Origin of the sequence: Rhodococcus sp. 05-2256-B1, assembly GCF_002258465.1 — a bacterium.
Lineage (GTDB): Bacteria > Actinomycetota > Actinomycetes > Mycobacteriales > Mycobacteriaceae > Rhodococcoides > Rhodococcoides fascians.
Window position 1 is genome coordinate 449,369 of sequence record NZ_NOZA01000030.1, and the last position, 26,531, is coordinate 475,899.

Annotated in this window: 22 protein-coding genes and 1 pseudogene; 9 read left to right on the forward strand and 14 right to left on the reverse strand. The window is 65.8% G+C overall.

Features of this window, described 5'->3' with window-relative positions; all coding sequences use genetic code 11:
• Positions 1-6: 6 nt before the first annotated feature.
• Complete coding sequence (trhA, locus tag CH285_RS19300) at positions 7-672, reverse strand: PAQR family membrane homeostasis protein TrhA (protein WP_094643991.1); 666 nt, start codon at positions 670-672, stop codon at positions 7-9.
• A 133-nt stretch (positions 673-805) separates the two neighbouring features.
• On the opposite strand from trhA, the gene CH285_RS19305 reads away from it, so the two are divergent.
• Positions 806-1,588: an isoprenyl transferase gene (locus tag CH285_RS19305; protein WP_027498144.1), complete on the forward strand. Its 783-nt coding sequence runs from the start codon at positions 806-808 to the stop codon at positions 1,586-1,588.
• A 50-nt stretch (positions 1,589-1,638) separates the two neighbouring features.
• On the opposite strand, the gene coaA is transcribed toward CH285_RS19305, so the two are convergent.
• Complete coding sequence (gene coaA / locus CH285_RS19310; protein WP_027498143.1) at positions 1,639-2,571, reverse strand: type I pantothenate kinase; 933 nt, start codon at positions 2,569-2,571, stop codon at positions 1,639-1,641.
• Positions 2,572-2,697: 126 nt separating this feature from the next.
• Between coaA and CH285_RS19315 the strand changes: the two genes are divergently transcribed.
• The 3 genes from CH285_RS19315 (at position 2,698) to CH285_RS19325 (ending at position 6,996) form a co-directional block, all read left to right on the forward strand.
• Positions 2,698-3,894: a DUF885 domain-containing protein gene (locus tag CH285_RS19315; protein ID WP_094643992.1), complete on the forward strand. Its 1,197-nt coding sequence runs from the start codon at positions 2,698-2,700 to the stop codon at positions 3,892-3,894.
• A 63-nt stretch (positions 3,895-3,957) separates the two neighbouring features.
• On the forward strand, positions 3,958-5,241 hold the full coding sequence (gene glyA, locus CH285_RS19320; RefSeq protein ID WP_027498141.1) for a serine hydroxymethyltransferase: 1,284 nt from the start codon (positions 3,958-3,960) through the stop codon (positions 5,239-5,241).
• 429 nt (positions 5,242-5,670) lie between these two features.
• Positions 5,671-6,996: a PhoH family protein gene (locus CH285_RS19325; RefSeq protein WP_176458510.1), complete on the forward strand. Its 1,326-nt coding sequence runs from the start codon at positions 5,671-5,673 to the stop codon at positions 6,994-6,996.
• Positions 6,997-7,049: 53 nt separating this feature from the next.
• On the opposite strand, the gene CH285_RS19330 is transcribed toward CH285_RS19325, so the two are convergent.
• Together CH285_RS19330 and CH285_RS19335 are read right to left on the reverse strand one after the other, a co-directional pair.
• Positions 7,050-7,457, reverse strand: a complete 408-nt coding sequence (locus CH285_RS19330) for a limonene-1,2-epoxide hydrolase family protein (protein WP_255032485.1) — start codon at positions 7,455-7,457, stop codon at positions 7,050-7,052.
• Positions 7,454-9,045, reverse strand: a pseudogene (locus tag CH285_RS19335) (serine hydrolase). The gene CH285_RS19330 and the pseudogene CH285_RS19335 overlap by 4 nt, the downstream one beginning before the upstream one ends.
• 129 nt (positions 9,046-9,174) lie before the next feature.
• Between CH285_RS19335 and CH285_RS19340 the strand changes: the two are divergent.
• Positions 9,175-10,032, forward strand: a complete 858-nt coding sequence (locus CH285_RS19340) for an acyl-ACP desaturase (RefSeq protein WP_032365327.1) — start codon at positions 9,175-9,177, stop codon at positions 10,030-10,032.
• Between the two features lie 151 nt (positions 10,033-10,183).
• On the opposite strand, the gene CH285_RS19345 is transcribed toward CH285_RS19340, so the two are convergent.
• Complete coding sequence (locus CH285_RS19345; protein WP_027498136.1) at positions 10,184-11,587, reverse strand: class II fumarate hydratase; 1,404 nt, start codon at positions 11,585-11,587, stop codon at positions 10,184-10,186.
• A 32-nt stretch (positions 11,588-11,619) separates the two neighbouring features.
• The gene (gene glpX, locus CH285_RS19350) at positions 11,620-12,660 is read right to left on the reverse strand and encodes a class II fructose-bisphosphatase (protein ID WP_027498135.1); all 1,041 of its coding nucleotides are present in this window, start codon (positions 12,658-12,660) and stop codon (positions 11,620-11,622) included.
• A gap of 135 nt (positions 12,661-12,795) precedes the next feature.
• On the opposite strand from glpX, the gene CH285_RS19355 reads away from it, so the two are divergent.
• Positions 12,796-13,365, forward strand: a complete 570-nt coding sequence (locus CH285_RS19355) for a DUF4245 domain-containing protein (protein ID WP_094643994.1) — start codon at positions 12,796-12,798, stop codon at positions 13,363-13,365.
• Here CH285_RS19355 and CH285_RS19360 read toward each other — a convergent pair.
• Genes CH285_RS19360 through CH285_RS19370 form a run of 3 tightly spaced genes read right to left on the reverse strand, consistent with a single transcriptional unit; the run spans position 13,362 to position 15,474 of the window.
• On the reverse strand, positions 13,362-13,586 hold the full coding sequence (locus tag CH285_RS19360) for an exodeoxyribonuclease VII small subunit (protein WP_027498133.1): 225 nt from the start codon (positions 13,584-13,586) through the stop codon (positions 13,362-13,364). The genes CH285_RS19355 and CH285_RS19360 overlap by 4 nt on opposite strands.
• A gap of 14 nt (positions 13,587-13,600) precedes the next feature.
• Positions 13,601-14,863, reverse strand: a complete 1,263-nt coding sequence (gene xseA, locus CH285_RS19365) for an exodeoxyribonuclease VII large subunit (protein WP_094643995.1) — start codon at positions 14,861-14,863, stop codon at positions 13,601-13,603.
• A complete protein-coding gene (locus tag CH285_RS19370) occupies positions 14,860-15,474 on the reverse strand; it encodes a lipid droplet-associated protein (protein ID WP_094643996.1) in 615 nt (204 codons plus the stop codon). The genes xseA and CH285_RS19370 overlap by 4 nt, the downstream gene beginning before the upstream one ends.
• 96 nt (positions 15,475-15,570) lie before the next feature.
• On the opposite strand from CH285_RS19370, the gene CH285_RS19375 reads away from it, so the two are divergent.
• Entirely contained in the window at positions 15,571-16,578 is a 1,008-nt protein-coding gene (locus tag CH285_RS19375; protein WP_027498130.1) for a 4-hydroxy-3-methylbut-2-enyl diphosphate reductase, read from the forward strand.
• Between the two features lie 30 nt (positions 16,579-16,608).
• On the opposite strand, the gene CH285_RS19380 is transcribed toward CH285_RS19375, so the two are convergent.
• Together CH285_RS19380 and CH285_RS19385 are read right to left on the reverse strand one after the other, a co-directional pair.
• Positions 16,609-17,715: a DUF6542 domain-containing protein gene (locus tag CH285_RS19380; protein WP_176458509.1), complete on the reverse strand. Its 1,107-nt coding sequence runs from the start codon at positions 17,713-17,715 to the stop codon at positions 16,609-16,611.
• A gap of 20 nt (positions 17,716-17,735) precedes the next feature.
• Positions 17,736-18,902 carry a DNA recombination protein RmuC gene (locus CH285_RS19385; protein ID WP_032375526.1) on the reverse strand — a complete coding sequence of 389 codons (1,167 nt, stop codon included), beginning with the start codon at positions 18,900-18,902 and terminating at the stop codon, positions 17,736-17,738.
• A 123-nt stretch (positions 18,903-19,025) separates the two neighbouring features.
• Between CH285_RS19385 and CH285_RS19390 the strand changes: the two genes are divergently transcribed.
• Positions 19,026-20,216, forward strand: a complete 1,191-nt coding sequence (locus tag CH285_RS19390) for an exonuclease SbcCD subunit D (RefSeq protein ID WP_032375527.1) — start codon at positions 19,026-19,028, stop codon at positions 20,214-20,216.
• Positions 20,213-23,233: an AAA family ATPase gene (locus tag CH285_RS19395; protein WP_094643997.1), complete on the forward strand. Its 3,021-nt coding sequence runs from the start codon at positions 20,213-20,215 to the stop codon at positions 23,231-23,233. Before CH285_RS19390 ends, CH285_RS19395 begins: the two co-directional genes overlap by 4 nt.
• A 6-nt stretch (positions 23,234-23,239) precedes the next feature.
• On the opposite strand, the gene CH285_RS19400 is transcribed toward CH285_RS19395, so the two are convergent.
• The 3 genes from CH285_RS19400 to CH285_RS19410 form a co-directional block, all read right to left on the reverse strand.
• Entirely contained in the window at positions 23,240-24,472 is a 1,233-nt protein-coding gene (locus CH285_RS19400; RefSeq protein WP_032369674.1) for an AI-2E family transporter, read from the reverse strand.
• Between the two features lie 70 nt (positions 24,473-24,542).
• Positions 24,543-25,037 carry a methylated-DNA--[protein]-cysteine S-methyltransferase gene (locus CH285_RS19405; protein ID WP_176458523.1) on the reverse strand — a complete coding sequence of 165 codons (495 nt, stop codon included), beginning with the start codon at positions 25,035-25,037 and terminating at the stop codon, positions 24,543-24,545.
• The gene (locus tag CH285_RS19410; protein WP_094643998.1) at positions 25,037-26,503 is read right to left on the reverse strand and encodes an AlkA N-terminal domain-containing protein; all 1,467 of its coding nucleotides are present in this window, start codon (positions 26,501-26,503) and stop codon (positions 25,037-25,039) included. The genes CH285_RS19405 and CH285_RS19410 overlap by 1 nt, the downstream gene beginning before the upstream one ends.
• Between the last annotated feature and the right edge of the window lie 28 nt (positions 26,504-26,531).

Genomic DNA, 26,531 nt, shown 5'->3' on the forward strand with positions numbered 1-26,531 from the left:
GCGTCGTCAGAACAGGACGAGCCACACTGCCACGAGGTGGCAAATTGCTGCCAACACCGTTGCCGCGTGGAAGAATTCGTGATGGCCGAATGTCGTGGGCCACGGATTCGGCCACTTGGTGGCGTAGAGGATCGCCCCGACGCTGTAGAAGATGCCGCCCACCAAGAGCAACACGAACGGTGCGAAGCCGACGTGCTCGATCAGGGTGGGAGCGACCGGCACGATCGCCCAGCCGAGCACGAGATACAGCGGTACCCCGACCCAGCGGGGAGCGGTGGGCCACAGCATCTTCAGAGCCACCCCGCAGATCGCTCCGATCCAGACGACGATCAACAGGGTTCGTCCCGTCGCGGCCGGCAGACCCAGTACGGCGAACGGGGTGTAGCTACCGGCGATGAACAGGAAGATCATGGAGTGGTCGGCGCGTTTCATCCAGATCTGCGACGCGGTGGTCTTCCAGTGCACGCGGTGATAGATGGCGCTGACGCCGAACACCCCGCACACGGTGATCGAATAGATACCCGTCGCGATGCCTGCGCTGACCGACACCAGGCTGAACGCCATGGTGACGAGGGTGATCGCGCACACCACCGCGACGCCGAAGGCGTACAGGTGAATCCAGCCACGCATGCGTGGTTTGACGGGTATCTCGTCCAGTCCAAACATCGTCATGAAAGATGACCTCCCGTTCCGCCGTAGTGAACCTACGCAACCGTAGGTTCGGACGCTACTGTACCGGCCGCCCGCTCGAAGACGTCGGCGTAAGGTGATCCTCCGTGGTGATGAGAGCAGCGGTGACGAAGTAGTGGTGATCATTCCGCAGAAGGTGCGCGGCGTTCTCTACAACGTGTACGAGCGGCGTTTGTTGAGTCAGCTCGAGGGTGTGCAGCACCCGCGGCACGTCGCGGTGATGTGTGACGGCAACCGGCGGTGGGCACGGGAGAACGGGTTCACCGACGTCGCGCACGGCCACCGAATGGGGGCGCTCAAGATCGCCGAGATGCTCGGCTGGTGCGACGCTGCCGGAATCGAGATGGCCACCATCTATCTGCTCTCGACCGAGAACCTCCGACGGGATGCCGACGAACTCGATTCGCTGCTCGACATCATCACCGACGTCGTCGAGGAGATCTGCGGACCCGAGATGAACTGGGGTGTCAAACTCGTCGGCACTCTCGATCTGCTGCCTGCTTCGACCTCACGCCGGCTCAAGGAGGCGGCTGCGCGCACCGAGGGCCGAACCGGAACGCACGTCAACGTCGCCGTCGGATACGGCGGTCGTCAGGAAATCGCCGACGCTGTGCAGTCGCTGGTCACCGAGAAGATCGCCGAGGGCATCACCGGGGACGAGTTGGTGGCCTCGATCAACGTCGACGGTATCGACAGTCACCTGTACACCTCGGGGCAGCCCGATCCGGATCTCGTCATCCGCACCTCGGGAGAGCAACGCCTGTCCGGTTTCCTACTGTGGCAGAGCGCATATTCGGAGATCTGGTTCACCGAGGCCTATTGGCCGGAATTTCGCCGCGTCGACTTCTTGCGCGCACTCCGCGACTTCGCCGCACGGCACCGCCGGTTCGGTATCTGACGTGCACGGTACTTCGTAGCCTGCTACGAACTTCCACTCACGACCTGGACCTACAACTTTCGCAGGCGCAGCCGGTTGATCGCATGGTCGTTGTCCTTGCGTAGCACCATCGTTGCTCGCGGACGAGTCGGAAGAATGTTCTCCACCAGGTTCGGCAGGTTGATCGAATGCCAGAGATCCTCGGCCGCGATCTGCGCGTGATCGTCGGACAGTCCTGCATAGTGATGGAAATGCGAGGACGGGTCGGTGAACGAGGTCTTGCGTAGCGCCAGGAATCGTTTGACGTACCAGCTCTCGATGTCCTCGATCCGAGCGTCGACGTAGATCGAGAAGTCGAACAGATCCGAGACCATCAGCCGAGGTCCGGTCTGGAGTACGTTGAGCCCCTCCACGATCAGGATGTCGGGCTGGCGAACCATGTGGTACTGGCCTTTGACGATGTCGTACGACACGTGCGAATAGACCGGCGCGCCCACCTCTTCGGTTCCGGACTTGACCTCGGTGACGAACCTGAGCAGCTTGCGTCGGTCGTAACTTTCGGGAAAGCCCTTGCGGTGCAGGATCCCTCGGCGCATGAGCTCGGCCGTCGGATACAGGAAACCGTCCGTGGTGACGAGGTCCACGCGGGGATGGTGATCCCACCGGGCCAGGAGTGCTTGCAGCACACGGGCAGTGGTGGATTTACCGACCGCGACGCTGCCCGCTACGCCGATGACGAACGGAACCTGTCGATCGGGATGTTTCTCACCGAGGAACGTGGCCGTTGCCGCGAACAACCGCTGGCGCGCGGCCACCTGGAGATGAATCAGCCGGGCCAGCGGCAGATAGACCTCGGCCACCTCGTCCAGATCGATCTGCTCACCGAGACCGCGCAGGCCGACCAGTTCTTCCTCGGTGAGTACCAGCGGTGTGGATTGACGCAGCGTGCGCCACTGCACACGGTCGAACTCGACGTACGGACTGGACTCGCTCACGCACGCCACCTGAGCATCGGAGCTGCTGAGGATTCGGCGGTGCTCCTGTCGGGCGCGAGTCGCATGGTTCCAGATTGTGCTCGGTGCCTGTCCACCGCGCACGGGCGGGGTCGTTCGCCGTACTAGGGTTCGGATATGGATGCTGCTTCCCTGGTTCGCGAATACCTGTTGCTGGGCCTGAGTTTCGACCGACTCGAAGACGGTTTCGTCGACGCGTACACCGGTGATCCCGAACTGCGTCGAATCACCGAGAACGCCCCGGCGCCGGAGCCGCGTGAGCTCGTCCGTCGAGCGCAGACACTGCGCGCCGAGCTCGACCACGTCGAACTGACAGCGGAACGCCGGACGTTTCTCGACGTCCACCTGCGGGCGTTGGAATGCTCCGCGCGCAAGTTCGCAGGCGAGAACATCGGCTTCGTCGACGAGGTCCACGCCTACTTCGACGTTCGAATCGCACCGGGGGATCAGGACCAGTACCTGCAGGCGCATCGCAAGATGGACGAGGTGCTCCCCGGACCCGGCTCGCTGAGCGAACGGTTGATCGCCCACCGCCGCGCCGACGTCATTCCAGCGGATCGACTGCAGGACTGCGTCGAGGCGTTCTCGTCCGCATTGCGCGACCGCGTCCGCGCCGAATACTCGTTGCCCGAGAACGAGAAGGTGACGTACGAGGTAGTCGGCGACAAGCCGTGGTCCGGCTTCAACTACTACCTCGGCAACTTCCAGTCCACCGTCGCGATCAACTCCGACATCGAACAGCAGATGGCCAACCTGCCCCACCTGATCGCGCACGAGTCCTACCCCGGCCACCACACCGAGCACTGCCGCAAGGAGACGGGGCTCGTCGGTGCAGGACAACTCGAGCAGACGTTGTTCGTGGTCAACACTCCGCAGTGCCTGATGGCCGAGGGGCTCGCCGACCACGCTCTCGGGGCGATCGTCGGCGAAGGCTGGGGCGCGTGGGCGCAGGAAATCTACGCCGACCTCGGACTGCGATTCGACGGCGACAAGGCCGAGCGACTCTCGGCGGCGTCGAGCCAACTGCTGGGAGTTCGCCAGGACGCCGCGCTGTTGCTGCACGATCAGCACAAGAGCGAGGACGATGTGGCCGCCTACCTGGAGCGATGGTCACTTGCCTCGCCGCAGCGCGCACGGCACAGTCTGCGCTTTCTGTCCTCGCCGCTGTGGCGGGCGTACATCAGCACCTACGTCGAGGGCTACAAGCTTCTCGCCGGCTGGTTGGACCAGGGTGAGACCGCCAGTGAGCGGGCACAGCTGTTCGGCAGACTGCTCGACGAGCCACTGACACCGGGCGCAGTACGCGTCTCGTAAACTGGCCCAGGTCCGTTGTTTATTGATGCCCCCTTACTCTGCTGTCCCTTGGAGACTCCTGTTATGACTGACGTCAACAACCTGTCACTGGCCGAGCTCGATCCCGAGGTCGCCGCGGCGATGGCAGGTGAACTGGGACGTCAGCGCGACACCCTCGAGATGATCGCCTCGGAGAACTTCGTGCCCCGCGCGGTTCTGCAGGCCCAGGGCAGCGTCCTGACCAACAAGTACGCCGAGGGATACCCCGGACGCCGCTACTACGGCGGCTGCGAGCACGTCGACATCGTCGAGGACCTCGCCCGCAATCGCGCCAAGGAACTCTTCGGTGCCGAGTTCGCCAACGTGCAGCCGCACGCCGGTGCGCAGGCCAACGCCGCGGTACTGATGGCACTGATCAACCCGGGCGACAAGATCATGGGCCTCGACCTGGCCCACGGCGGCCACCTCACCCACGGCATGAAGCTCAACTTCTCGGGCAAGCTCTACGAGGTCGAGTCCTACGGGGTGTCGAAAGAAGATCACCGGATCGACATGGACGAGGTGCGCAAGCAGGCCATCGCCGCCAAGCCCCAGGTGCTGATCGCCGGCTGGTCGGCCTACCCGCGCCACCAGGACTTCGCTGCGTTCCGCTCCATCGCCGACGAAGTGGGCGCACTGCTCTGGGTCGACATGGCACACTTCGCCGGACTCGTCGCCGCAGGCGTACACCCCTCACCCGTGCCCTACGCAGACGTCGTGTCCTCGACCGTGCACAAGACCCTCGGCGGACCGCGCTCCGGCATCATCCTCGCCAAGAAGGAATGGGCCAAGAAGCTCAACTCCGCCGTGTTCCCCGGCCAGCAGGGCGGGCCGCTGATGCACGCCATCGCCGCGAAGGCCGTCGCCTTCAAGATCGCTGCGACGCCCGAGTTCAAGGAACGTCAGGAACGCACCCTCCTCGGCGCGTCGCTGCTCGCCGAGCGGCTCACCGGTGCCGACGTCGCCGACAAGGGCGTCTCCGTCCTCACCGGCGGTACCGACGTGCACCTCGTCCTCGTCGACCTCCGCAACTCCGAGCTCGACGGCCAGCAGGCAGAAGACCTCCTGCACGAGGTCGGCATCACCGTGAACCGCAACGCCGTGCCCTTCGACCCACGCCCGCCCATGGTCACCTCCGGCCTGCGCATCGGCACCGGGGCACTCGCCACCCGCGGATTCGGCGAAGCCGAGTTCACCGAGGTCGCCGACATCATCGCAACCGCCCTGGCCACCGGGCAGGCCACCGACGCCCTGAAAGAACGCGTCGTGAAACTGGCACAGAGCAAGCCGTTGTACGAGGGCCTCGAAGACTGGGGATTGCTGGGCTGACCCTGGCTTTCCTGCCCACCCCGGTCGCGTCAATGGACCATTGCAGCGTTCAGACGTCTGCAGTGGTTCATTCACGCTGGTCCCCGGTCGGATCAATGTGGCTATCAGTCGATCTGAGTGCAACAAAGCCACATTGATCCGACGGGGGAGGGCGGTCTCGGCACCGAACGTCCCGCCGACCTGGGGCGAATCGGCCGTAACGCGTTGTTCACCGACACGCCAGACTTCCAGCGCGCCCCCAAGTAGTTTCGGCGGTACCGTCGGCAGTAACAGGCAGCGGGGAAGCTGCCTGTGCGGGAGGTTCTGATACGTGACTGAGCTAGTGAGCGCGAGAGGGCCGGTACCCGGTCCTCGTGTCACCTGACACATCGGACCCGACCGGCCGAGCGACAGAGTTTGCGCGGTGCCGCGCAAACGTAGGAGCCCCACGTGACCACTTCACGCTCCGTTTCCGCCCCTCTTCGGACATTCGTGCTCGACACCTCGGTCCTGCTGTCGGATCCGTGGGCAGTCATCCGGTTCGCCGAGCACAATGTGGTACTTCCGTTGATCGTGATCAGCGAGTTGGAGGGCAAACGCCACCATCACGAACTGGGATGGTTCGCGCGGGAATCCTTGCGCATGCTCGACGACCTTCGCGTAGAATTCGGCCGACTCGATCAGCCGGTCCCCATCGGAACGTCCGGCGGCACAATGCAAGTCGAGCTCAATCACACCGATCCGTCGGTGCTTCCCGTCGGATTCCGTACCGACTCCAACGATTCTCGAATCCTCGCCTGCGCCCTGAATCTGGCGGCCGAGGGCAAAGATGTGGTGCTGGTCAGCAAGGATATCCCGCTGCGCGTCAAGGCCGGTGCTGTCGGGCTTCCCGCCGACGAGTACCACGCTCACGACGTCGTGCCGTCCGGATGGACCGGTATGACGGAGCTCGAGGTGCCCTCCGATGCCGTGGACACCCTGTTCAACGACGGTGTCATCGATCTCGTCGAGGCCCGAGACTTGCCGTGTCACACCGGCGTTCGACTGCTTGCCGGACGGCAGAGTGCACTGGGGCGCGTCACGCCCGACAAGCAGCTGCAGCTCGTGCGCGGCGAGCGTGAGGCGTTCGGCCTGCACGGTCGTTCGGCGGAACAGCGTGTGGCGCTCGATCTTCTGCTCGACGAGAGCATCGGCATCGTCTCGCTCGGCGGCAAGGCCGGCACTGGTAAGTCCGCACTGGCTCTTACTGCCGGACTCGAGGCCGTCCTCGAACGTCGCTCACATCGGAAAGTTGTTGTCTTCCGGCCTCTTTACGCCGTCGGTGGGCAGGAACTCGGCTATCTCCCCGGCAGTGAGAGCGAGAAGATGGGCCCGTGGGGCCAGGCTGTCTTCGACACCCTCGAAGGACTCGCGAGCCCGGAGGTCATGGAAGAAGTCATCGCCCGCGGAATGCTGGAAGTGTTGCCGCTGACGCACATTCGTGGCCGATCGCTCCACGATTCGTTCGTGATCGTCGACGAGGCGCAGTCACTCGAGCGCAATGTGCTGCTGACGGTCCTGTCCCGGCTGGGGTCGGGCTCACGCGTCGTGCTCACCCACGACGTCGCGCAACGAGACAACCTGCGGGTCGGACGACACGACGGCGTCGCTGCCGTCATCGAAAAGCTCAAGGGGCACCCGCTTTTCGCGCACATCACTCTCACTCGCAGTGAGCGTTCACCGATCGCTGCACTGGTGACCGAAATGCTCGAGGAGTTCGGTCCGTCAGGGGCCTGACGCCCCTCGTGAGTGGAACTTCGTAGCCTGCTACGAAGTTCCACTCACATGGGTCACCGGCCCACCGCAGCCCGTAGTGCTCCTCGCACAACGCCTTTGAGGAAATCGACGTTGTCGAAATAGTCGCGCCACACAGCTATTTTGCCGTCGCGCAGCTCGAATGTTCCGCACACCCAGAACTCGACGCGGAGCCGACGCCAGATCAGGACGTCGGTGCGCTCGGTGAGCACGACATCTCCGTCGGCCGCGATGTTGTGCACGACGACGTCGAAGCCGTAACCCGGCTTGGCCAGCAGCGTCAGAAATCTGCCTACGTTCGAGATTCCGCGCACCTTGGGAAGCCCGACGTTGTGCCACACGATTTTCTCGTCGAGAAGGGCCAGCGCGCGATCGGTCTCGCGAAGCCTCAACGCGTCGAACAGGTTTTGCACGATATCGGTTGCTTGTCGGGTATCAGTCACTTGGTGAACCGTCCTAATCCATCGCCGTCGAAGAACTCGAGTGTGACCGTGTTCCCCTCGAATGTCGCCTGAGAAATCGTTCCGTCCGGTGCGTTCTCACCGGTCGGCTCGAACGCGAAGGTATCACCGTCCCAGTGCGACAACTCGTAGGAAGTCGAGTTCGGTCCGAGGGTCAACACCAGCCTCCCGTCGACCTCCGCGACGGTCGCCGGCCCCCAGTAGGCGTTCTGGTACACCCCGGTGTACGACGTGAGCGGTTGCGGTGCAGCGGCATTCGGCGGAGCGGTCTTCCCCGCGAGCTCGCCCTCCGGCTCGCTCATACCGGCGAAAGCATTCTTGTACAGCGTTCGCCAGTCCTCGCGTACCTCGCCGAACTGCACGAGGTCGGCGAATTCGGCCGTGAACGTTTCTGCGATGCCGAGTGGCGCGGCGTTGGTCAGTACGACGATGGCGACGTCGAGCGACGGGATCCAGAGAAAGTTCGTGCCCGCCCCGAGCACGAACGCTCCGGAATGGCTGACGGTCGTGCGGCCGGCTGCACTGGTGGAGACGTTGAATCCGTATCCGTAGTAGCCCGCGCGCGAATCCGCCGTCGTCGACGGGCTCGAGACGATCTGCGCGCTGATGGCAGGAAGGAGGGCGTCGGGATCGACGATCTGCTTCCCGTCGTGGGTGCCGTCGGCGATGAGCATCGTCAGCCACCTGGCGAGATCGTTCACCGAGGAGCTGACGCCACCGGCCGGCGTCTGCGGATCGGGTTCGCGTTAATATCGGGCCTGATACTCGCCGTCACGAGGACGTGAGGTACCGCTCGGTCGGCGCGGCCGATGTAGTCGGAGAACGACGAGCTGGTCGAGGTCATGCCGAGCGGACCGTAGATCGTGTCCTGGCTGAGGGTGTCCCAGTCCTTGCCCGAGGCGGCAGCGACGGCCTCGGCCGCGGCTGTGATCCCGAAGTTGGTGTAGTGATACGTGGATCGGAACGGATCGAGGGGCATCTCCCGAAGGCGCTCGAGGATCTGTCTGCGGTCGTAGCCGAGGTCTTCGAGCAGATCGCCTTCGTGCTCTGGGAGTCCGCTTCAATGCGCGTAGAAGTCGCCGACCGTGATGTTCTGAGTCACCCACGGATCGTCCAGCGCAAACCACGGCAGCTCGGAGACCACCGGCGTCGACCAGTCGATGACACCCGCTCCCACCTGTGACGCGACCACCGTCGCACCCACCGACTTGGACAGCGAGGCCAGCTGGAACACGGTGTCGCCGTCGATCGGGTCGTCCTTGCCCATTTCGCGAACGCCGAAGCCTTTCGAGTAGACGACGTCGGAACCGTGCACGACGGCAATGGCCATACCCGGAATGTTCGACGACGCCATCAGCTCGTCGGCGATACCGTCGAGCTTGCCGACCGCATCGTCGACGCGACCGGCCGGAACGTCGACGCCGGCAACCTGGCCGGGCGACAGATCCTCGGTCGGCACCGGCTCGGACGCCGGTGGACTGTCTGCGGTGGGTGCGTCTTCGGAGCACCCGGCCAACAGAACCAGAGAGCACACGACAGCAAGACACAGAAAAGTTCGACCCGACCGCATCATGAGGAGTCCTCACATCGATGACTGGATGCACCTGAGGATAGACCCGCAACGACCTGGCGTTAGGAGAATTCACAGAGGTCAGGGGCGCGACGTCGGACGCTCGGCGGCAGGCGCTACGGTTACCGCATGTCTACGAACCTGTCCGACGGTGATCTGCTGGTCCGTTTGGAGCCCGCGGTCGAAGAGAATCTACGACGCCATATCGAGGCGGCGAGTGATTGGCACCCCCATGAGCTCGCGCCGTTCGACGACGGCAAGAACTTCGCGTTCCTCGGCGGCGAGGATTGGTCGCCCGAGCAGTCGCACCTGAGCGACGTCGAAATTCTGTCCGCCACGGTGGGCGTGTTGGTGGCCGACAACCTCCCCGCCTACCACCGGGAACTGGCCCACGCCCTCACCGGCCTCGGTGCCTGGTGGAAGTGGACGGGCCGCTGGACGTCGGAAGAGAACCGACAGTCGATCGTGCTGCGCAACTTCCTGGTGCTCACCCGCGCTGTCGATCCGGTCGCCCTCGAGCGAGTGCGGATGGAACACATGACCCTCGGATTCGACGCGCCCAGCCAGCGGCTGCTCGACATCCTGGCGCACTTCGCCATCGAAGAAGCTGCCGCCGCCTTGCGTAACCGCAACACCATCGCCCTCGGCAAGGATCCGGTACTGGCCACCATCCTCGGCAAAATTGCCGACGACGACGAGCTGCAGTCGGCATTCTTCGCCAGCATCCTCGACGAGGCATTCGCTGTCGTACCCGATCAGGCTGCGCGCGCAGTGGCCGACCGTATCAACGGCTTCAAGATCCCCGAGATCGAGCTTCCGGACCGCGGCAGCAGCATCGCCGCCCTCGCCGAAGCCGGCATCTACGACGCCGACCAGGAACGCGACAAGGTGTTCAAGCCGTTGCTCGCAGGCTGGAAGATCTTCGACCGCACCGATCTGGGTGAGGACGGCCTGAAGGCACGCGAAGAACTCGCGCACCTGGCCTGAGGTTCGCCCCTTTCGAAAGCGACCCGCCCCCGGTCGGATCAATGCGACTTTGTTGCAGTCTGAGTGACTGAAACCCACATTGATCCAACCGGGGGCGGGCGCGTTCAAGGGTGCAGCGGGTCCTGCGGGTCCGGCGGGTAGAGCAGCGAAACTAGTCCTTGACCTTCGCCATGGCGAGGACGTCGAGGCGCTTGTCCAGTTCGGCTTCGCTGAGCTTGTCGCCGATCAGTCCGCGGTCGATGACGGTCTGACGGATTGTCTTCTTTTCCTTCAGCGCCTGCTTGGCGACTGCGGCCGCTTCCTCGTAGCCGATTGCGGAGTTCAGCGGCGTCACGATGGACGGCGAGGACTCGGCAAGGGTCTTGAGGTGCTCGACGTTGGCTTCGAGACCGACGACGCACTTGTCGGCGAACAGCACCGAGACGTTGGCGAGCAACTTGAAGGATTCGAGAACGTTGCGGGCCATCATCGGGATGTAGACGTTGAGCTCGAAGGCACCCGATGCGCCGCCGAAGGCCACTGCCGCGTCGTTACCGATGACCTGCGCTGCCACCTGGGTAACAGCCTCGGGCAGAACGGGATTGACCTTGCCGGGCATGATCGAGCTGCCGGGCTGCAGGTCGGGGAGTGCGATCTCGCCGAGTCCGGTGAGCGGTCCCGATCCCATCCAGCGAATGTCGTTGGCGATCTTGGTCAGTGACACTGCGATGGTGCGCAGTGCGCCGGATGCCTCGACCAGTCCGTCACGAGCGGCCTGCGCCTCGAACGAATCCTTGGCGGCGGTGAGGGCGTCGATGCCCGTCGACTTCACCAGAGCAGCAACAACTTTCGGGCCGAAGCCGTCGGGTGCGTTGAGGCCGGTGCCGACGGCGGTGCCCCCGATGGGCAGTTCACCCAGACGCGGCAGGGTGGCTTCGACGCGCTCGATGCCGGCCTCGATCTGCCGGGCGTAGCCGCCGAATTCCTGACCGAGAGTGACGGGGACGGCATCCATCAGGTGGGTGCGTCCGGACTTCACGACGTGCTTCCACTCGGTGGCCTTGGTCACCAGAGCCTCGTGCAGGTGCCGCAGCGCGGGCACCAGGGAGGTGACGGCTGCTTCGGTGGCGGCGACGTGCGTGGCCGTCGGGAACGTGTCGTTGGACGACTGCGACATGTTCACGTGGTCGTTGGGGTGCACCTCGACGCCGTTGGCCTTGGCGATCGACGCGATGACCTCGTTGGCGTTCATGTTGGAGCTGGTGCCCGAGCCGGTCTGGAAGACGTCGATCGGGAACTGATCGTCGTGCTTGCCCTCGGCGATTTCGTTGGCTGCCGCGATGATCGCGTCGGCCAATGCGCCGTCGAGCAGACCGAGATCCTTGTTGACCTGCGCGCAGGCTGCCTTGAGCAGGCCCATCGCGCGGATCTGGGTGCGCTCGAGCGGGCGGCCCGAGATGGGGAAGTTCTCCACCGCACGCTGCGTCTGGGCGCGCCAGAGCGCGTCGATGGGGACGCGAACCTCTCCCATGGTGTCGTGTTCGATCCGGAACTGCTGTTCGTCTGTCTGCGTCATGAGCCTTACTTTGCCAGTCGTGGTTTCGGGGATCAGAAGGACGGTGCCTGGCCGGATTCGTCGGCGTCGAAGTCCACCGAGGAGTACTCGCGCAGCTTCTCGAGGCGGTGGTAGGCGTCGATCATGCGCACGGTGCCGGACTTGGAGCGCATGACGATGGACTGGGTGTGGGCTCCGCCGCCCGCGTAGCGGACGCCGCGCAGCAGGTCGCCGTCGGTGACGCCGGTGGCGGTGAAGAAGACGTTCTCGCCCGAGACGAGGTCCTTGGTGTCGAGGACGCGATCGAGGTCGTGGCCGGCGTCGATGGCCTTCTGCTTCTCGGTGTCGTCCGTGGGTGCCAGACGGCCCAGGATCGCGCCGTCCATGCAGCGCATCGCGGCGGCCGCGATGATGCCCTCGGGCGTTCCGCCGGTGCCGATGAGCATGTCGGTGCCGGAGTCGGGACGAGCGGCGGCGATGGCGCCGGCGACGTCGCCGTCGGAGATCAACCGGATGCGTGACCCGGCGTCGCGTACCTGCTGGATCAGTTCGGCATGCCTAGGGCGGTCGAGGATGCACACCGTCACGTCGGAGGCGGAACCCTTCTTGATCTTGGCGATGCGGGCGATGTTCTCGGCGACGGGGACGGTGATGTCGATGACGTCGGCGTAATCGGGTCCGACGGCGATCTTCTCCATGTAGAACACGGCCGAGGGGTCGAACATCGCGCCGCGTTCGGCGACGGCGAGTACCGAGATGGCGTTGGGCATGCCCTTGGCCATCAGGGTGGTTCCGTCGACGGGGTCGACGGCGAAGTCCACCTCGGGTCCGTTTCCGTTGCCGACCTGCTCGCCGTTGTAGAGCATCGGCGCTTCGTCCTTCTCGCCTTCGCCGATGACGACGACGCCGCGCATGGAGACCGAGCTGACCAACTGACGCATCGCGTCGACGGCTGCTCCGTCGCCACCTTCCTTGTCGCCCCGACCGACCCAGCGACCCGAGGCGAGCGCACCGGCCTCGGTGACGCGGACGAGTTCGAGTGCGAGGTTGCGATCTGGCGCCATGGCGCGAGTGGACTCGGTGCTGGCCGTCATCGGTTTGTAGCCTCCTGGTTGGTGGGGTGTTACCCAGGCAGGATTATCTCACTTCTGTGATGCCCGCGGTGGGGTCGGGTCGACTGTGAGGTACGCGCCGACCGAGCACTGCCGCACAGAGGGGATACTGGAGATGTGGCAAACAGCAAACCTCGGATTCTCAACAACAACCGCGACATGGTCTGGTCGCTGATTCCGCTGGTCATTGCGTGTTTGTTGATCGCAGGCGTGGCCAGTCAGTGCTCGTTGAGCCCGGGTGGACCCAAGCAGGGACCCATTCCCAACTTCGACGTGAACTCGGCACTGCAGTACGACGCGGCCGAAATCGGGTTCCCGGTGCGCAATCCGGTCGTTCCCGAGGAATGGACGCCCAATTCGGGGAGCCGCGCGACCATTTCCGGTGACAGCGGTGGAGCGGCGTCGACTGTCGGATACATCACCGGATCGGGTGCGTACCTGCAACTGACTCAGACGGCCGCGTCCGAGGAACTGGTGGTGCCGTTCGTGGCCGGGGAGACGGTGTACGCGTCGGGCGCGCAGAACGTCTCGGGTCGAGACTGGGTCGTGTACGGCGAGGAAGGCGCGCGCACCTACTGGGTCTCGGACTTCGGTGACGTGCGAATCCTGTTGGGCGGCACGGCGAACACCGAGGAATTCACCACTCTCGCGGCTGCCGTCGAGGCCACTGAACCGCTCGCGCCCTAGCTGTCGTTCTCGGTGCTCGCCAGCGCGGTCTCGATGCGCTTGCGTGCGCCCGCCAGTTGTTCCTCGCAGCGCGTCGCCAGTTGTTCGCCGCGCTCCCACAGGGCCAGGGAAGCGTCGAGGTCGAGCCCGCCCTGCTCGAGGATCTTCACGACGCCGACCAGCTCGTCGCGGGCTTCCTCGTAGCCCAGTTCGGACACCGGCTTGTCTTCGTTCTCGCTCATCGAATCTCCCTCTGTCATTTCACTCGGCCCATTACTGCTGCGGTGACGGCACCGTCGGCCACCCGCACCCTGATCTGTGTACCCGGCGGCGCGTCCTCGACCGAACGTAGTACCTCGGGATCGGCACCCGGCACCACCCGCTGTACGACGGCATAGCCCCGGGCAAGTGTGGCAGCAGGCCCCAGCGTCGACAGTCTCGCCCGCAGATGTTCGACGAGCGTGTCCTGGGTGGTCAGCTCGCGCTGCACGTCGCGGCGAGCTGCCTCGGCGAGTCGCCGAACTTCCTCGCGACGCTGTTCGAGGGCCGCCAACGGATCGGCCAACACGGGTCTATGCCGCAGCATCTCCAGCCCGCGCGCCTCCCGTTCCACCCAATTGCGGAGCGCTGCAGCGCTTCTGGCCTTCAGCTCCGCGACCAACGCTTGTTCGGCGACGGCGTCGGGCACCACGAGCTTGGCGGCATCGGTGGGGGTGGCGGCGCGCAGGTCGGCGACGTGATCGCTGAGGGGACTGTCGGGTTCGTGTCCGATGGCGCTGACGATCGGCGTCGTCGCCCGTGAGATGGCTCGGCACAGTGCCTCGTCGGAGAACGGCAACAGATCCTCGACGCTACCGCCGCCGCGGGCGAGGACGATGACGTCGACGCGCGGGTCGTCGTTCAGATCCTTCAACGCGTCCAGGATTGCCGGCACCGCTTGTGGACCCTGGACCGGAGTGTTCCGTACCTCGAATCGCACTGCAGGCCAACGCCTCTGCGCGACGGTGAGGACGTCCTTCTCGGCTGCGCTGGCGCGAGCGGTGATGAGCCCGATGGTGCCGGGCAGGAACGGCAGCGGACGCTTGAGTCGCGGGTCGAACAGTCCTTCGGCCGCCAGCAGAGCCCGGAGCCGTTCGATGCGGGCCAGTAGTTCGCCGACACCCACAGCGCGAATATCGGTGGCGCGCAGCGAAATGGTGCCGCGGCCGGTGAAGAACGACAGTTTGCCGTAGAGGATGACGCGCGCGCCCTCGGTCAAAGGAACGGGCGAACGATCCAGCAGCTGCGGCGAGCAGGTCACCGACAACGACATGTCCGCCGACGGATCACGCAGAGTCAGAAATGCCGTGCGCGTGCCGGGGCGGGCGTTGATCTGCGTCAGCTGACCCTCGACCCAGATGCTGCCGAGTTTGTCGATCCACCCGGCGACCTTCATCGCGACGGTGCGCACCGGCCATGGTTGTTCGGCGGTGCTCGCACCGGATGGGGCGGGGGCGGACTGAGTGGGGGGAGTGCTCACTTCGCCTTGGCGGTGGTGATTCGGTTGGCGAGCATGGTCTGGAACGGTGCGCGAGCCGACGTCGCGTTCTCGTACTCGAGCAGGGTTTCCAGATCCTCGATGGACAGCGTGCGTAGCCGTGCGCGCAACTGAGCCAGGGCAAGAGTGTCGAAGTCGATCATCTCGACGATCTCGGGCTTCGCAGCTGCTGCGGGCTTCGCCGACGTGTCCTGCACCGGTTCGTCCAGCGGAGGCGTCGAGTACAGAGCAAATCGTCCGTTCGCGGCGATGGGCTCGGCCACCGGTGCGTCGGGAACATCGACGTCATCGGTGACTGCTGCGGAGTCGAACCTCGACGTGGCCGGGAACTCGTCGTCCTCGTCCTCGTCGAAACTCGCCCACGACGGCTGCTCCTCGCGCGGAGTTCCGATCACCGGCAGAGCCGAAATGACCAGATCGCCCTTGATGGCGAGGGCTGTCACCTGCTGCTGCAGCCGCATGCCGCGCGCCAACGCCTCGCTGACGACGGTCATCGGCAACATCAACGCGGAACCGGGAAGCTTGCGGGCCTCTTCCACGACGGTCACGGCGACGCCTGCAGCCACCCGCGCCGCAAAGGGGAGTCGAGTCATGCACACCAGACTGCCCGAAGTCGTCGTCTTTGGGTAGCCGACAGGCCAGGGCCTGCGGAATGACCCGGTTGCTGCGATACACGTATCCTGGGAGGTATGTCTTCGGCCGTTCCTTTGAATCTTGGTATCGCACACTCCGCCGGCTCGCACACGACCGCGCATGCCGGGGGTAAGCGAGTGCTTCTCGCCGAGCCGCGCGGCTACTGCGCGGGCGTGGATCGCGCCGTCGAGACCGTCGAGAAGGCTCTCGAACAGCACGGTGCGCCGGTGTACGTGCGCAAGGAGATCGTGCACAACAAGCACGTGGTCGAGACGCTGTCCGATCGCGGTGCGGTGTTCGTCGAGGAGACCGACGAGGTGCCCGAGGGTTCGCTGCTGGTGTTCTCGGCGCACGGTGTCTCGCCTGCGGTGCACACTTCTGCCGCCGAGCGGAACCTGCGGACGATCGACGCGACCTGCCCGCTGGTGACCAAGGTGCACCAGGAAGCCAAGCGGTTCGCCCGAGACGACTACGACATTCTGCTCATCGGCCACGAGGGCCACGAGGAGGTCGAGGGCACCGCAGGTGAGGCACCCGAGCACATCCAGCTCGTGGACGGCCCGGAGTCGGTGGACAGCGTCACGGTGCGCGACGAGAACAAAGTCATCTGGCTTTCGCAGACCACGCTGAGCGTCGACGAGACCATGATGACGGTCGCGAAGCTGCGGGAGCGCTTTCCGACCTTGCAGGATCCTCCGAGCGACGACATCTGCTACGCCACGCAGAACCGTCAGGTCGCGGTGAAGGCGATGGCACCGGAGTGCGATCTGGTGATCGTCGTCGGCTCGAAGAACTCGTCGAACTCGGTGCGCCTGGTCGAGGTCGCCCTCGGTGCCGGCGCACGGGCCAGCTACCTGGTGGACTACGCGAAAGAGATCGATCTGGCGTGGCTCGACGGCGTCGAGACCATCGGCATCACGTCGGGAGCGTCCGTGCCGGAGATCCTGGTCCAGGGCGTCATCGACCTGTTCGCCGAGCACGGATACGCGGACGTGCAGCCCGTCACCACCGCGAACGAGACCCTGGTCTTCTCCTTGCCCCGCGAGCTGCGCCCCGCACGCTGACCGGTCCATGACCGGCCGGTATCGGTGGGGTCAGTCGTCGGCGTGGCGGTCGCGGTACCGAACCTGCGGCACCGGATGCGGAGGAATGTCGTCGCGGCGCACGTTCGGCGGCACGTCGTTCACAACCGGTTCGACTGTGTGCCGAGCGCTGCTGGAGTACGGATCGACGGCGTCCCGCGGCGGCTGAACCCGAGGTGAACGCTCCCGGCGAGGTTCCGTCGAATACGGTGCCTCGGACGGCTGGGGCCGCGATGGGCGCGCTACGCCGGGTGGGGGCGTGCGATCCTGCGGGTACTGGGCGTGGGAGCGGGAGGGCCGCTGGTACTCGGGCTGCGGACTCGCCTGACGTGCGTATCCGGGCGTCGCCCCAGGGGTTGTTGCCGACCGTCGTGGCGCGGCACCGGAGTCGGTTGCGGCGCGAGAGGTTCCTCGGCGGCCCACGTACGGCTCGGGCACGATGTCGGTGGCCTCGACCGCGGACACGTCGTCACGGTCCGCCGCAGCTCGACGGCTACGTGCGCGCGACGGACGGTCTTCCTGCGCTCGCCGCTGTGCCCGGGTGAGTGTGTCGTCCTCGGAGGTCGGGCTCCGGCGAGCGGAGTCGCCGGCCTTGGTGCTTCGACGAGGGGCGTCTTCCGATTTCGTGCGACGCCGAGCAGTGTCGGCGGTCTTCGTGCTGCGTCGAACTGCGGGCGCGTGCGTGTTCTGCCGCTTCAGCACGATGCGTACGGCACCGAGGCCGACGGCCACGAGGGTGCCGAGCAGCATCAATGGAAATCGGTTGACCAGCGGAATCGCCACGTTCAGGATGATGTCCTTGAGGCTGGTGCCCGCGTTGTCGGTGAAGTACTGGTACGACAGCGGTACGGCCACGAACAGAATCAACGGGGCTTGGACCATCGCGGTGAACAGTCCGCGGTAGCGGACCAGCAATACCGCCGCGATGCAGCCGAGGATGTAGAGGAACGCGAACGCACCGGTCAGCTCGGTTCCACGCGCGGCGTCGATGAGATATCCGAGAAAGGTCAGCCCTGCGGCGATCGCAACGGCACCCCACGCTGGTACGCCGGGCAGGGTCGCGAGGATGGATCGGTGATCCAGCGGTACCCCGGATCGGGCACGTTGGGAGGTAGACACCCCTCGAGGTTAGCCGTAGTTCAGCCCACTGCATCGCTGACATGACCGAAGTCGTGCCGGTAGCGGGACGAATCGGACAGCTTGGGACGCTCGTCCACGCGTGCGATCTCCACCGGTTCGGCGTCGAACAGCTCGAGCTCGTGCAGCTTGCGTGCGGTGACACCCACCCTGCTGTCGACCGACCCGACGGTGGAGTTGAAGGACTCCACGGCCTTGCCGAGGTGGGCTCCGAGCTTGTCGAGATGTGTCGAGACGATTCCGATGCGGCCGTACAGTTCGCGGCCCAGCTGGTGGATCCGGGCAGCGTCCTCGGCGATCGACTCCTGCTTCCAGGTGTACGCGACGGTGCGCAGCAGAGCGACCAGTGTGGTCGGGGTGGCAAGAATCACGTTCCGGCCGAAGGCGTACTCCAGCAGGCTCGTATCCGACGTCAGCGCGGCGTCGAGAAACGGGTCGCCGGGAACGAACAGGACGACGAACTCCGGCGTCGGCTCGAATGCCTCCCAGTAGGCCTTGTCTGCCAGTTGATCGATGTGGGTGCGCAACTGCTTGGCGTGGCGGCGCAGATGCTTGTCGCGAGCACCGGGTTCTTCGTCCTGCGCGGCGTCGAGGTAGGCCGCGAACGGCACCTTGGCGTCGACGACGATCTGCCGATCGCCGGCGAGGCGAACGATCATGTCGGGTCGAAAGCCGTCCTTGCTCACCTGAGTGTCGAAGTCGCAGTGCTTGACCATTCCGGCGAGTTCGACGACCCGTTCGAGCTGGATCTCGCCCCACCGACCTCGGATCTGCGGTGCGCGCAGCGCGGTGACCAGTTGTCCGGTCTGCATGGAGAGCTGCATCGACGCGCGATGCATTCCGGTGACCTGTTCCGACAGCCCCGCGTACGCCCTGATGCGGTGGTGCTCGACTTCTCGCACGTGCTCGGCCAGAGCATCGACGGCGTCGTGCAGTGGCTCTACCAGATGGGACACCTGTTGGCCGATGACCGTCGAATTGCGCCGCGCGGAATCCTCGTTCACCGCGCTCAGCGACTGGCGCAGCAGCGCCTCGTTCTGCCGTAGAGCCGCCAGCTGTGCCTCCGCTCGTACGGCCCGATCACCCACCCGAGAAGCATGCAACAGCCACCCCACCACGCCGCCGATGGCGAGGGCGACGAGCAGGCCGAGCGCGGTGAGAATGTTCATGGTGCCGATGATGCAGCACGCCACCGACAAGTTCGGGCGAGGCGAGCTGTGGGTCGATGCTCACGCCCGACAGGCCGACGAGCCTCGAATAGTTTGTCGGTGGTTGCCGATAGCGTCGTCGACATGAGAATCCTGCACACCTCGGACTGGCACATAGGTCGCACCTTCCACGGTGTCGACCTGTTGGCCGATCAGGGCGCAGTGCTCGAGTCCATCGCGGAACTGGTTGCCGCACAGTCGATCGACGTGGTAGTCGTCCCGGGTGACATCTACGACCGCGCCGTGCCGAGCGCGGATGCCGTAGTGGTCTGCAATCGCGGACTCGAAGCAATCAGAGCCGCCGGAGCCGTCATCGTCGCGACGTCGGGTAACCACGATTCGCCCGCTCGGTTGGGTGCCGGAGCTGCGTTCGCGTCGGCCGGTGGACTGCATCTGATGACCAAGGTCGGCAGCGTCGCGACCCCGGTGGTCGTCGACGACGAGCACGGATCGGTTGCGTTCTACGGCATTCCGTACCTCGAGCCCGAGACCACCCGAGTCGAACTCGACGTTCCGGCGGCACGGACGCACGCCGAGGTGCTCGATGCTGCCATGGACCTGGTGCGCGCCGACCTCGCAGCGAGAGGCGAAGCAGGGCAACATGTTCGGTCCGTCGTCCTCGCGCATGCGTTCATCGTCGGCGGCGAAGCGACAGGTTCGGAGCGATCGATTTCGTCCGGGGGAATCGAAACCGCACCGGCATCGGCATTCGACGGCGTCGACTACGTGGCCCTGGGTCATCTGCATTCTCCGCAGACACTCACCGAGCGGGTCCGGTACTCCGGCTCCCCGTTGCCGTACTCGTTCGGCGAACGCTCGCACCGTAAGGCCGTGTGGATTCTCGAACTCGACGCCGACGGGCTCGGCAGCGTCGATCGAGTGGACTTGCCGGTGGTTCGCGGTCTCGCCCGCATCGAAGGCACGGTCGAGGAATTGACCACTCACGCAGCCTTTTCCGAATACGAGGACCACTACGTCTCGGCAGTACTGACCGACGAGGTACGTCCCGTTGATGCAATGCGGTTGCTGCAACAGCGTTTTCGGCACGCGATCCATCTCGAGTGGCGTCGACCCGAAGACGACGGGGGGCTTCGGTATCGCGATCGTGTCCGCGGCCGCAGCGACCTCGAGATCGCGACGTCGTTCCTGACGGACATGCGTAGCGCGCCCACCGCAGCCGAGTCCGCGCTCTTCGAGCGCGCACTTGCTTCCGTGCAGCGCGAGGCCGAATCCACGCGCACACCGGCGAGCACCGTCGACCGCGGCGCTGCATGAGGCTGCACTCACTCGAGATCACCGCCTTCGGCCCCTTCGCGGGAACGGAGACGGTCGATTTCGACGCGCTGGGGGCCGACGGGTTGTTTCTGTTGCACGGCCAGACCGGAGCCGGGAAGACGACAGTGCTCGACGCCGTTGCCTTTGCGCTCTACGGCACCGTTCCCGGAGCGCGGCGGGAGGGCAAGAGGCTGCTGTCCGACCACGCCGCGACAGGTGCCGTCCCGCAGGTGACCCTCGAAGCAACGCTCGGTGGGCGACGAATCAGGATCGTGCGCAGTCCGGAGTTCCTGCGCCCCAAGCTCAGGACTGCCGGCACCACCAAGCAGCATGCCAAGGCGAGTCTCACGTGGCTCGACGGGCGTGGGCAGAACCTGACGCGGCTCAACGAGATCGGCGACGCGGTCAACGGGTTGCTCGGAATGAGTGCCGACCAGTTCTTTCAAGTGGTGTTGTTGCCGCAGGGCGAGTTCGCGAAGTTTCTGCGAGCAGACAGCGACGAGCGCGGAAACCTACTCGAAAGGCTTTTCGACACAGGCAGATTCGGCGACGTGGAGGAGTGGTTTGCCGAGCGCCGTCGAGAATTGGCCGCCGGTCTTGCCGACGCCGACCAGGCCATCGACATCATGCTGGGCAGAGTGTCCCAGGCCGCGGGCGTACCCGAGCCGTCCACCGACGACGCCGCGCCCGGTGAGCAGGCCCAGGATCCCCTCGAATGGGCGGCACGGGTTCTGGACGGTGCACGGCAGAACAGAACTCTCGCCCAGGGTCGTGCGGTGCTGGTCGACGCGGCAGCCGGGCGTGCGTCCGCCGCGCTGGCCGAGGCCACCAGCGCCCTGGACCTGCAGCGCCGACGCGCCATCGCCGAAGAGCAACTCGCGCAGTACCGGGACGGCGAAGCCGCCCGAGCAACGCGACGCGCGGAACTGGCCGACTCTGCCGCTGCGGGGCCCATCGCCGACGCCGTCGCCGATCTACGCCTTGCCGCCACCACCGCAGATGCGGCCACCACGTCGCTGACCGCCGCGGAACAGGCACTGCCGACGTCCGCAGAGGGCAGGCGCTTCCACGGCGCACTGCAGTGGCCGCCGGTACAAAACGATCCGGCCGACGAGCGGGCAGTGGTTGCCGAGTTCGTGCGAGCATGGACCACCGATGTCGCACGGCTGCAGTCGCTGCTCGGAACAGCCCGTGAGGCCGACCGGCTGGACGCCGAGCTCGCAGAACAGCGCGCACAGCGCGCCGAGACCGTTGCTGCCATCGAACGCACGACGACGAAACAGGCGACACTTCCCGAAACCCTCGCCGCCGTGGAAGCGCGGGTGGCGCGCGCAGCTGCGGCCGCTGCCGAGCTTCCGGGACTGGACGAGCGGTGCGCCCGCGCTCAGGCGGCCGCCGAGTCGGCCCTCGAATTGGTGCGGACCCGAGCCGTTCTCGTCGAGGCAGAACGCGTCAGGGACCGTGCTGCAACCGCGCGCAACAGCGCCTGGGAGCATTTGCTGGAGCTGCGCGAACGCCGCATCGACGGCATGGCCGCAGAGCTGGCTGCCCGCCTCGAGCCCGGTGCGCCGTGTGTCGTCTGCGGGTCGGCCGAACACCCGAATCCGGCGGCTGCCGCGACGTCGACGGTCACGAAAGCGCAGGAGGACAAGGCCGCTGTCGCGGAGCGGAAATGCGCTGCCGAGCTGGAACGGTCGATCGCGGCCGTCGCCGACGCCAGTCGTGCGGTCGATCTGCTGCACGACCGGACGGGCGGAGCCTCCGCCGCGGAGCTTGCTCACACCCTCGATGCGGCGACGACTGCCGTCCGAGACGCCCGAGCGAGGGCCGCCGACCTCGACCCGGCGACGACCGAGCTGCGCCGGCTGCGCGCCGAGTCGGATGCGCTGGCGGTCACGCTGCAGGATCTCGTCGCCAGGCGCAGCGCGCTCGACGAACGCATCGCAGCCACCGAGCGATCGGTGGCGCAGATGCGAGCGTCGGTAGCCGAGGAAATTGCCGAAGGCACATCGTTGACCGAGCGAATTGCCGAGTGCGAGAAGCTGATCGACGGTGCCCGCCGACTGCAGGAAGCGCGAATCGCCTGGCTCGACGCCAGCGAGCAGCATGCCGCGCTGCGCGGCGAACTGGATCGACGGGTATCGGCATCGAACTTCGATTCCGCCGATGCAGCAGCAGATGCCGTTCTCACCAAGGACCGCGTCGAGCAGATCGAGACCGAGCTTCGTCTGGCAGAGGAGCGTCGGGCACACGCCGAACACGTGCTGCTCGAACCCGGCATCGTCGCCCAGAGCGGGCAACCGCCGATCGACCTGGATCCGCTGCGTGCCCGGTTCGCCGAATTGGACGGCGAGGCGAAGGTCGCCGCGGGGGAGGTGGCCGAGTGTCGCCGACGCGCGGACGATCTCGAGCGGTTGGTCGCCGAACTGTTCGTCGCGGCTGCGGCCATCGCGCCGCAACGCGCCGAGTTCGACGAGCTCGCCAACCTGGCGGATGTGGTCGCCGGGCGTGGGCAGAATGCACGCAAGATGTCGCTGCGGTCCTACGTGCTTGCGTCCCGTCTCGAGGACGTCGCCGAGTCGGCATCGGCACGCTTGCGTCGGATGTCCTCGGGTCGATACGAATTCGTGCACTCCGACGAGGCCGGCGTTCGCGGAAAGCGGGGTGGACTCGGTCTCGACATCCGCGACGACTACACCGGTGTGGTGCGGTCGGCCAAGACGCTCTCGGGCGGCGAGGCGTTTCTGGCGTCGCTCTCGCTCGCGCTGGGTCTCGCCGATGTCGTGGCCGCCGAATCCGGCGGGGTCGTGCTCGACACCATGTTCATCGACGAGGGGTTCGGCACGCTGGATGCGGACACGCTGGAATCGGTGATGGCCGTGCTCGACGAATTACGTGCGGGCGGCCGCGTCGTCGGAGTCGTCAGTCACGTCGACGAAATGCGTCAGCGCATTCCGAGCCGCCTCTACGTCAAGCGTGGACGCGCGGGCTCGACACTGCAGGTCGTCGCGTCCTGATCGGAGCTACTTCTTCTCCGTCGTAGCCTTCTCGTCCTCGTCCTCGTCCTCGTCTTCGAGGCCGGCCTGTTCGTCGGTCAGTCCCTCGGGTGCGGGGATTTGATCCTCGAGCTCGTCCTGATCGGGCTCGTTCGATCGCTCGTCGATCTGTTCGGAGACGTAGCGAATCAGCACAGCAGCCACCGCGGCAGCGGGCACTGCGAGGAACGCGCCGATGATCCCGAACAGCGAGCTGCCTCCGGTGACGGCCAGCAGCACGATCGCTGGATGCAGATTCATGCTGCGGCTCTGCAGGATCGGCTGCAGCACGTTGCCTTCGAGCTGCTGCACCGCGAGGATGATCGCGAGCACGATCAACGCGGTCGTCAGACCGTTGGCTACCAATGCGACGAGCACAGCGAGAGCGCCCGCGACGAACGCACCGACGATGGGGATGAAGCCACCGAGGAACGTCAGGGTGGCGAGCACCAATGCCAGCGGGACACCGAGGATCACCAATCCGAGCCCGATGAAGAACGCGTCGATGAAGCTGACGATGGCCTGGGTCCGGATGAAACCGCCCAGCGTCACCCACATGCGGGAGAGGACTTCGCCGAGATGGCGTCCCGCGCGGCCGCCGGAGAATCCGTGCAGCCACGGCAGGAACTTCGGGCCGTCCTTGACGAAGAAGAACGACAGCACGAGCACCAGGGCAAGGGTCACGAGGATGGAACCGGCTGCCGAGACACCGCTGAACACGCCGGTCGCGATGACGTCGCCGCTGTCTTGCAGCCGCGAGACGATGGCCGATACCGCATTGTCGATCTGGTCGTCGCCGATGTTGAGCGGCGGTCCCTTGAGCCAGTCCTGCACCTGACCGATGCCGCCCGACGCCTGATCGACCAACTCGGGAGCCTGCTCGGCCACCGACGGAATGATCAGAGTGATGACCCCGCCGATCACGACGAAGAACACCACGAGCGACACGGACGATGCCAGCGCAGGCGGAAAGCCAAGGCGCATCATCAATTTCGCCGGTGGCCACAGAACCGTGGCCACGATCACCGCGAGTAGAACCGGTAGCAGAATCACCCAGAGATGACCGATCAGCCAACCGAACACCCACGCGCCGGCCGCGATGGAGATCAGGATGAGCGACCATTTCGCCAGCCAGAGGCCACCGGTTCCGATGAGGTCCCCGCGATCTCGTCCGGACTTCGCGGGCTTCGCAGTACTGCCGGGAACTGCCGATTCGGTCACGGTGGGTCCTCACATTCGGCGGGTGGCGGTTCGTGAAGAACCTTAACGTCCCACTCCGACGCGGTGTCGGTCAGAGCGCCTCGTGGGCCAACAGCCATTTCTTCGTCGGCAGTCCCCAACGGAATCCACCGAGCGCACCGCCGATCCGAACCACTCGGTGGCACGGTACGAACAGGGCGGCGGCATTGCGCGCGCACGCCGACGCGGCACCGCGAATCGCCGTCGGCCGTCCGGACAATTCCGCGAACGCGGAGTAAGTCACCGGCGCTCCGGGTTCGACAGTGCGCAGCACGTCCCAGGCGTGCATCAGGAATTCGCCCGATCGTTGTGCGACGTCGATGTCGTCGATGCGGTCGACGTCGCCGCGGTGATAGGAGTCGACAGCTGCGGTGACAGCACCGAGGTCGGTCGCCGAGCGGACGTCGGTGGGTCGCAACGTCGGATGGATCAACACTCGGAGTTGCTCGACATCGGCGGTCCAGCCCGACGCCAGCACGCGCTGATCGGCGTCGACGATGGTGGTGAACGGACCGATAGGGGTGTCCTGCGTTGCGGAGGTGGCCATCATGCCTGCCTTCTTTCCAGTGCGGTGATCCACAGGTGCATCGAGACGTACGAACGCCACGGTGCCCAGCGTTGGGAGTTCTTCAGCGAAATGTCCAGCGCCTGTGCGCCTTGCCGGACGACGAGGTCGGTGTCGAGCAGAACGTCGGGGTCGCCCAACAGTCGCATGACGACATAGCGGGCCGTCCACGGCCCGATTCCCTTGAGCTTGAGCAGTTCTCGTTCCAGATCCGGGCCCTCCCGAGCGGGGTGCAATGTCACCGTTCCCGACGCGATGGCGTCGGCGACGCGGATGACGGTCTGGACCCGAGCCGCCGGGCCGGTGAGGACCTCGTGGCCGCGTTCGGCGATGACGGCAGCGTCGGGGAACAGCCGTCCGACGCGTCCGTCGCCGAAATCCAGTGGTGCCCCGAGCGCGTCGACGAGCCTGGCGGTGTGGGTCGCCGCAGCCTTCAGCGAGATCTGTTGCCCGATGACGGTGCGCAGCAACATCTCCGCCCCGTCGACGACCCCGAGGGCCCTGATGCCCGGATGGGCCTCGACGCTCGGCGCGAGTTGGGGGTCGGCGCGCAGGGCTTCGCCGACGGCAAGCGGATCGGCGTCGAGATCGAGCAGGTGTCGAATCCTGGCCACGGCCGGAGCGAGGTCGCGCATGTCCTGCAGAGTCAGTGCGGCGCTGACAAATCCGTCCAGGATGCGCAGTGCCACCAGTCCGGCAGCGTGCGGTAACTGCAGTGAACGCACGTATTCGCCGTCGTCGGAAAACGATTCGATGCCCTCGACCACATGGCCTCGAAGAAACCACTCGACCCAGCCGCGGTCCAGCGGCGCGCGGTACGGCAGGCGCAACGTGACGGTGCCACCCGCAGTAGGTAAGGCCGACCGGTGCGCTTCTCGCCGCAGGGTCGTCGGATCGACGGCGAAGACCTCTTTGACGGTGTCGTTGAACTGGCGGACGCTCGAGAAGCCGGCGGCGAAGGCGATGTCGGCCATCGACATGTCGGTGGTCTGGATCAACGTGCGGGCGGTATGCGCGCGATGGGCGCGAGCCAACGCGAGCGGCCCGGCACCCACTTCTGCCGTCAGAACGCGAGTCAGTTGGCGGCTCGAGTAGCCGAGGGTGCTGGCGAGGCCGTCGACGCCCCCGCGCTCGACGGCTCCGTCGGAGATCAGCCGCATCGCACGAGAACTGAGATCCGAGTGGATGTTCCATCGTGGGGAACCGGGGGTGGCGTCGGGCTGGCAACGGCGGCAGGCGCGGTAGCCGGATTGTTGGGCCGCTGCTGCCGTGGCCAAAAACGAGACGTTGCCGGGCTTGGGGGTGCGCGCCGGGCAGGAAGGTCGACAGTAGATGCCAGTGGTGGAGACGGCGGTGAAGAACTGGCCGTCGAACCGTGCGTCACGCGAGGAGACCGCGCGATAACACCGATCGAAGTCCAGTTCTTGCACCTGCCGTTCGCTGCTCATGCTTCTACTGTGTCAGCGCGATCCCGCC

Coding starts and splice junctions, on each gene's coding strand:
- CH285_RS19340 (WP_032365327.1), top strand. CDS start 9,175: ATGTCTACGAACCTGTCCGACGGTGATCTGCTGGTCCGTTTGGAGCCC.
- glpX (WP_027498135.1), bottom strand. CDS start 12,660: ATGACGGCCAGCACCGAGTCCACTCGCGCCATGGCGCCAGATCGCAAC.
- CH285_RS19395 (WP_094643997.1), top strand. CDS start 20,213: ATGAGGCTGCACTCACTCGAGATCACCGCCTTCGGCCCCTTCGCGGGA.
- CH285_RS19360 (WP_027498133.1), bottom strand. CDS start 13,586: ATGAGCGAGAACGAAGACAAGCCGGTGTCCGAACTGGGCTACGAGGAA.
- CH285_RS19315 (WP_094643992.1), top strand. CDS start 2,698: ATGGATGCTGCTTCCCTGGTTCGCGAATACCTGTTGCTGGGCCTGAGT.
- CH285_RS19410 (WP_094643998.1), bottom strand. CDS start 26,503: ATGAGCAGCGAACGGCAGGTGCAAGAACTGGACTTCGATCGGTGTTAT.
- glyA (WP_027498141.1), top strand. CDS start 3,958: ATGACTGACGTCAACAACCTGTCACTGGCCGAGCTCGATCCCGAGGTC.
- CH285_RS19345 (WP_027498136.1), bottom strand. CDS start 11,587: ATGACGCAGACAGACGAACAGCAGTTCCGGATCGAACACGACACCATG.
- CH285_RS19370 (WP_094643996.1), bottom strand. CDS start 15,474: ATGACTCGACTCCCCTTTGCGGCGCGGGTGGCTGCAGGCGTCGCCGTG.
- CH285_RS19375 (WP_027498130.1), top strand. CDS start 15,571: ATGTCTTCGGCCGTTCCTTTGAATCTTGGTATCGCACACTCCGCCGGC.
- trhA (WP_094643991.1), bottom strand. CDS start 672: ATGACGATGTTTGGACTGGACGAGATACCCGTCAAACCACGCATGCGT.
- CH285_RS19405 (WP_176458523.1), bottom strand. CDS start 25,037: ATGGCCACCTCCGCAACGCAGGACACCCCTATCGGTCCGTTCACCACC.
- CH285_RS19390 (WP_032375527.1), top strand. CDS start 19,026: ATGAGAATCCTGCACACCTCGGACTGGCACATAGGTCGCACCTTCCAC.
- CH285_RS19385 (WP_032375526.1), bottom strand. CDS start 18,902: ATGAACATTCTCACCGCGCTCGGCCTGCTCGTCGCCCTCGCCATCGGC.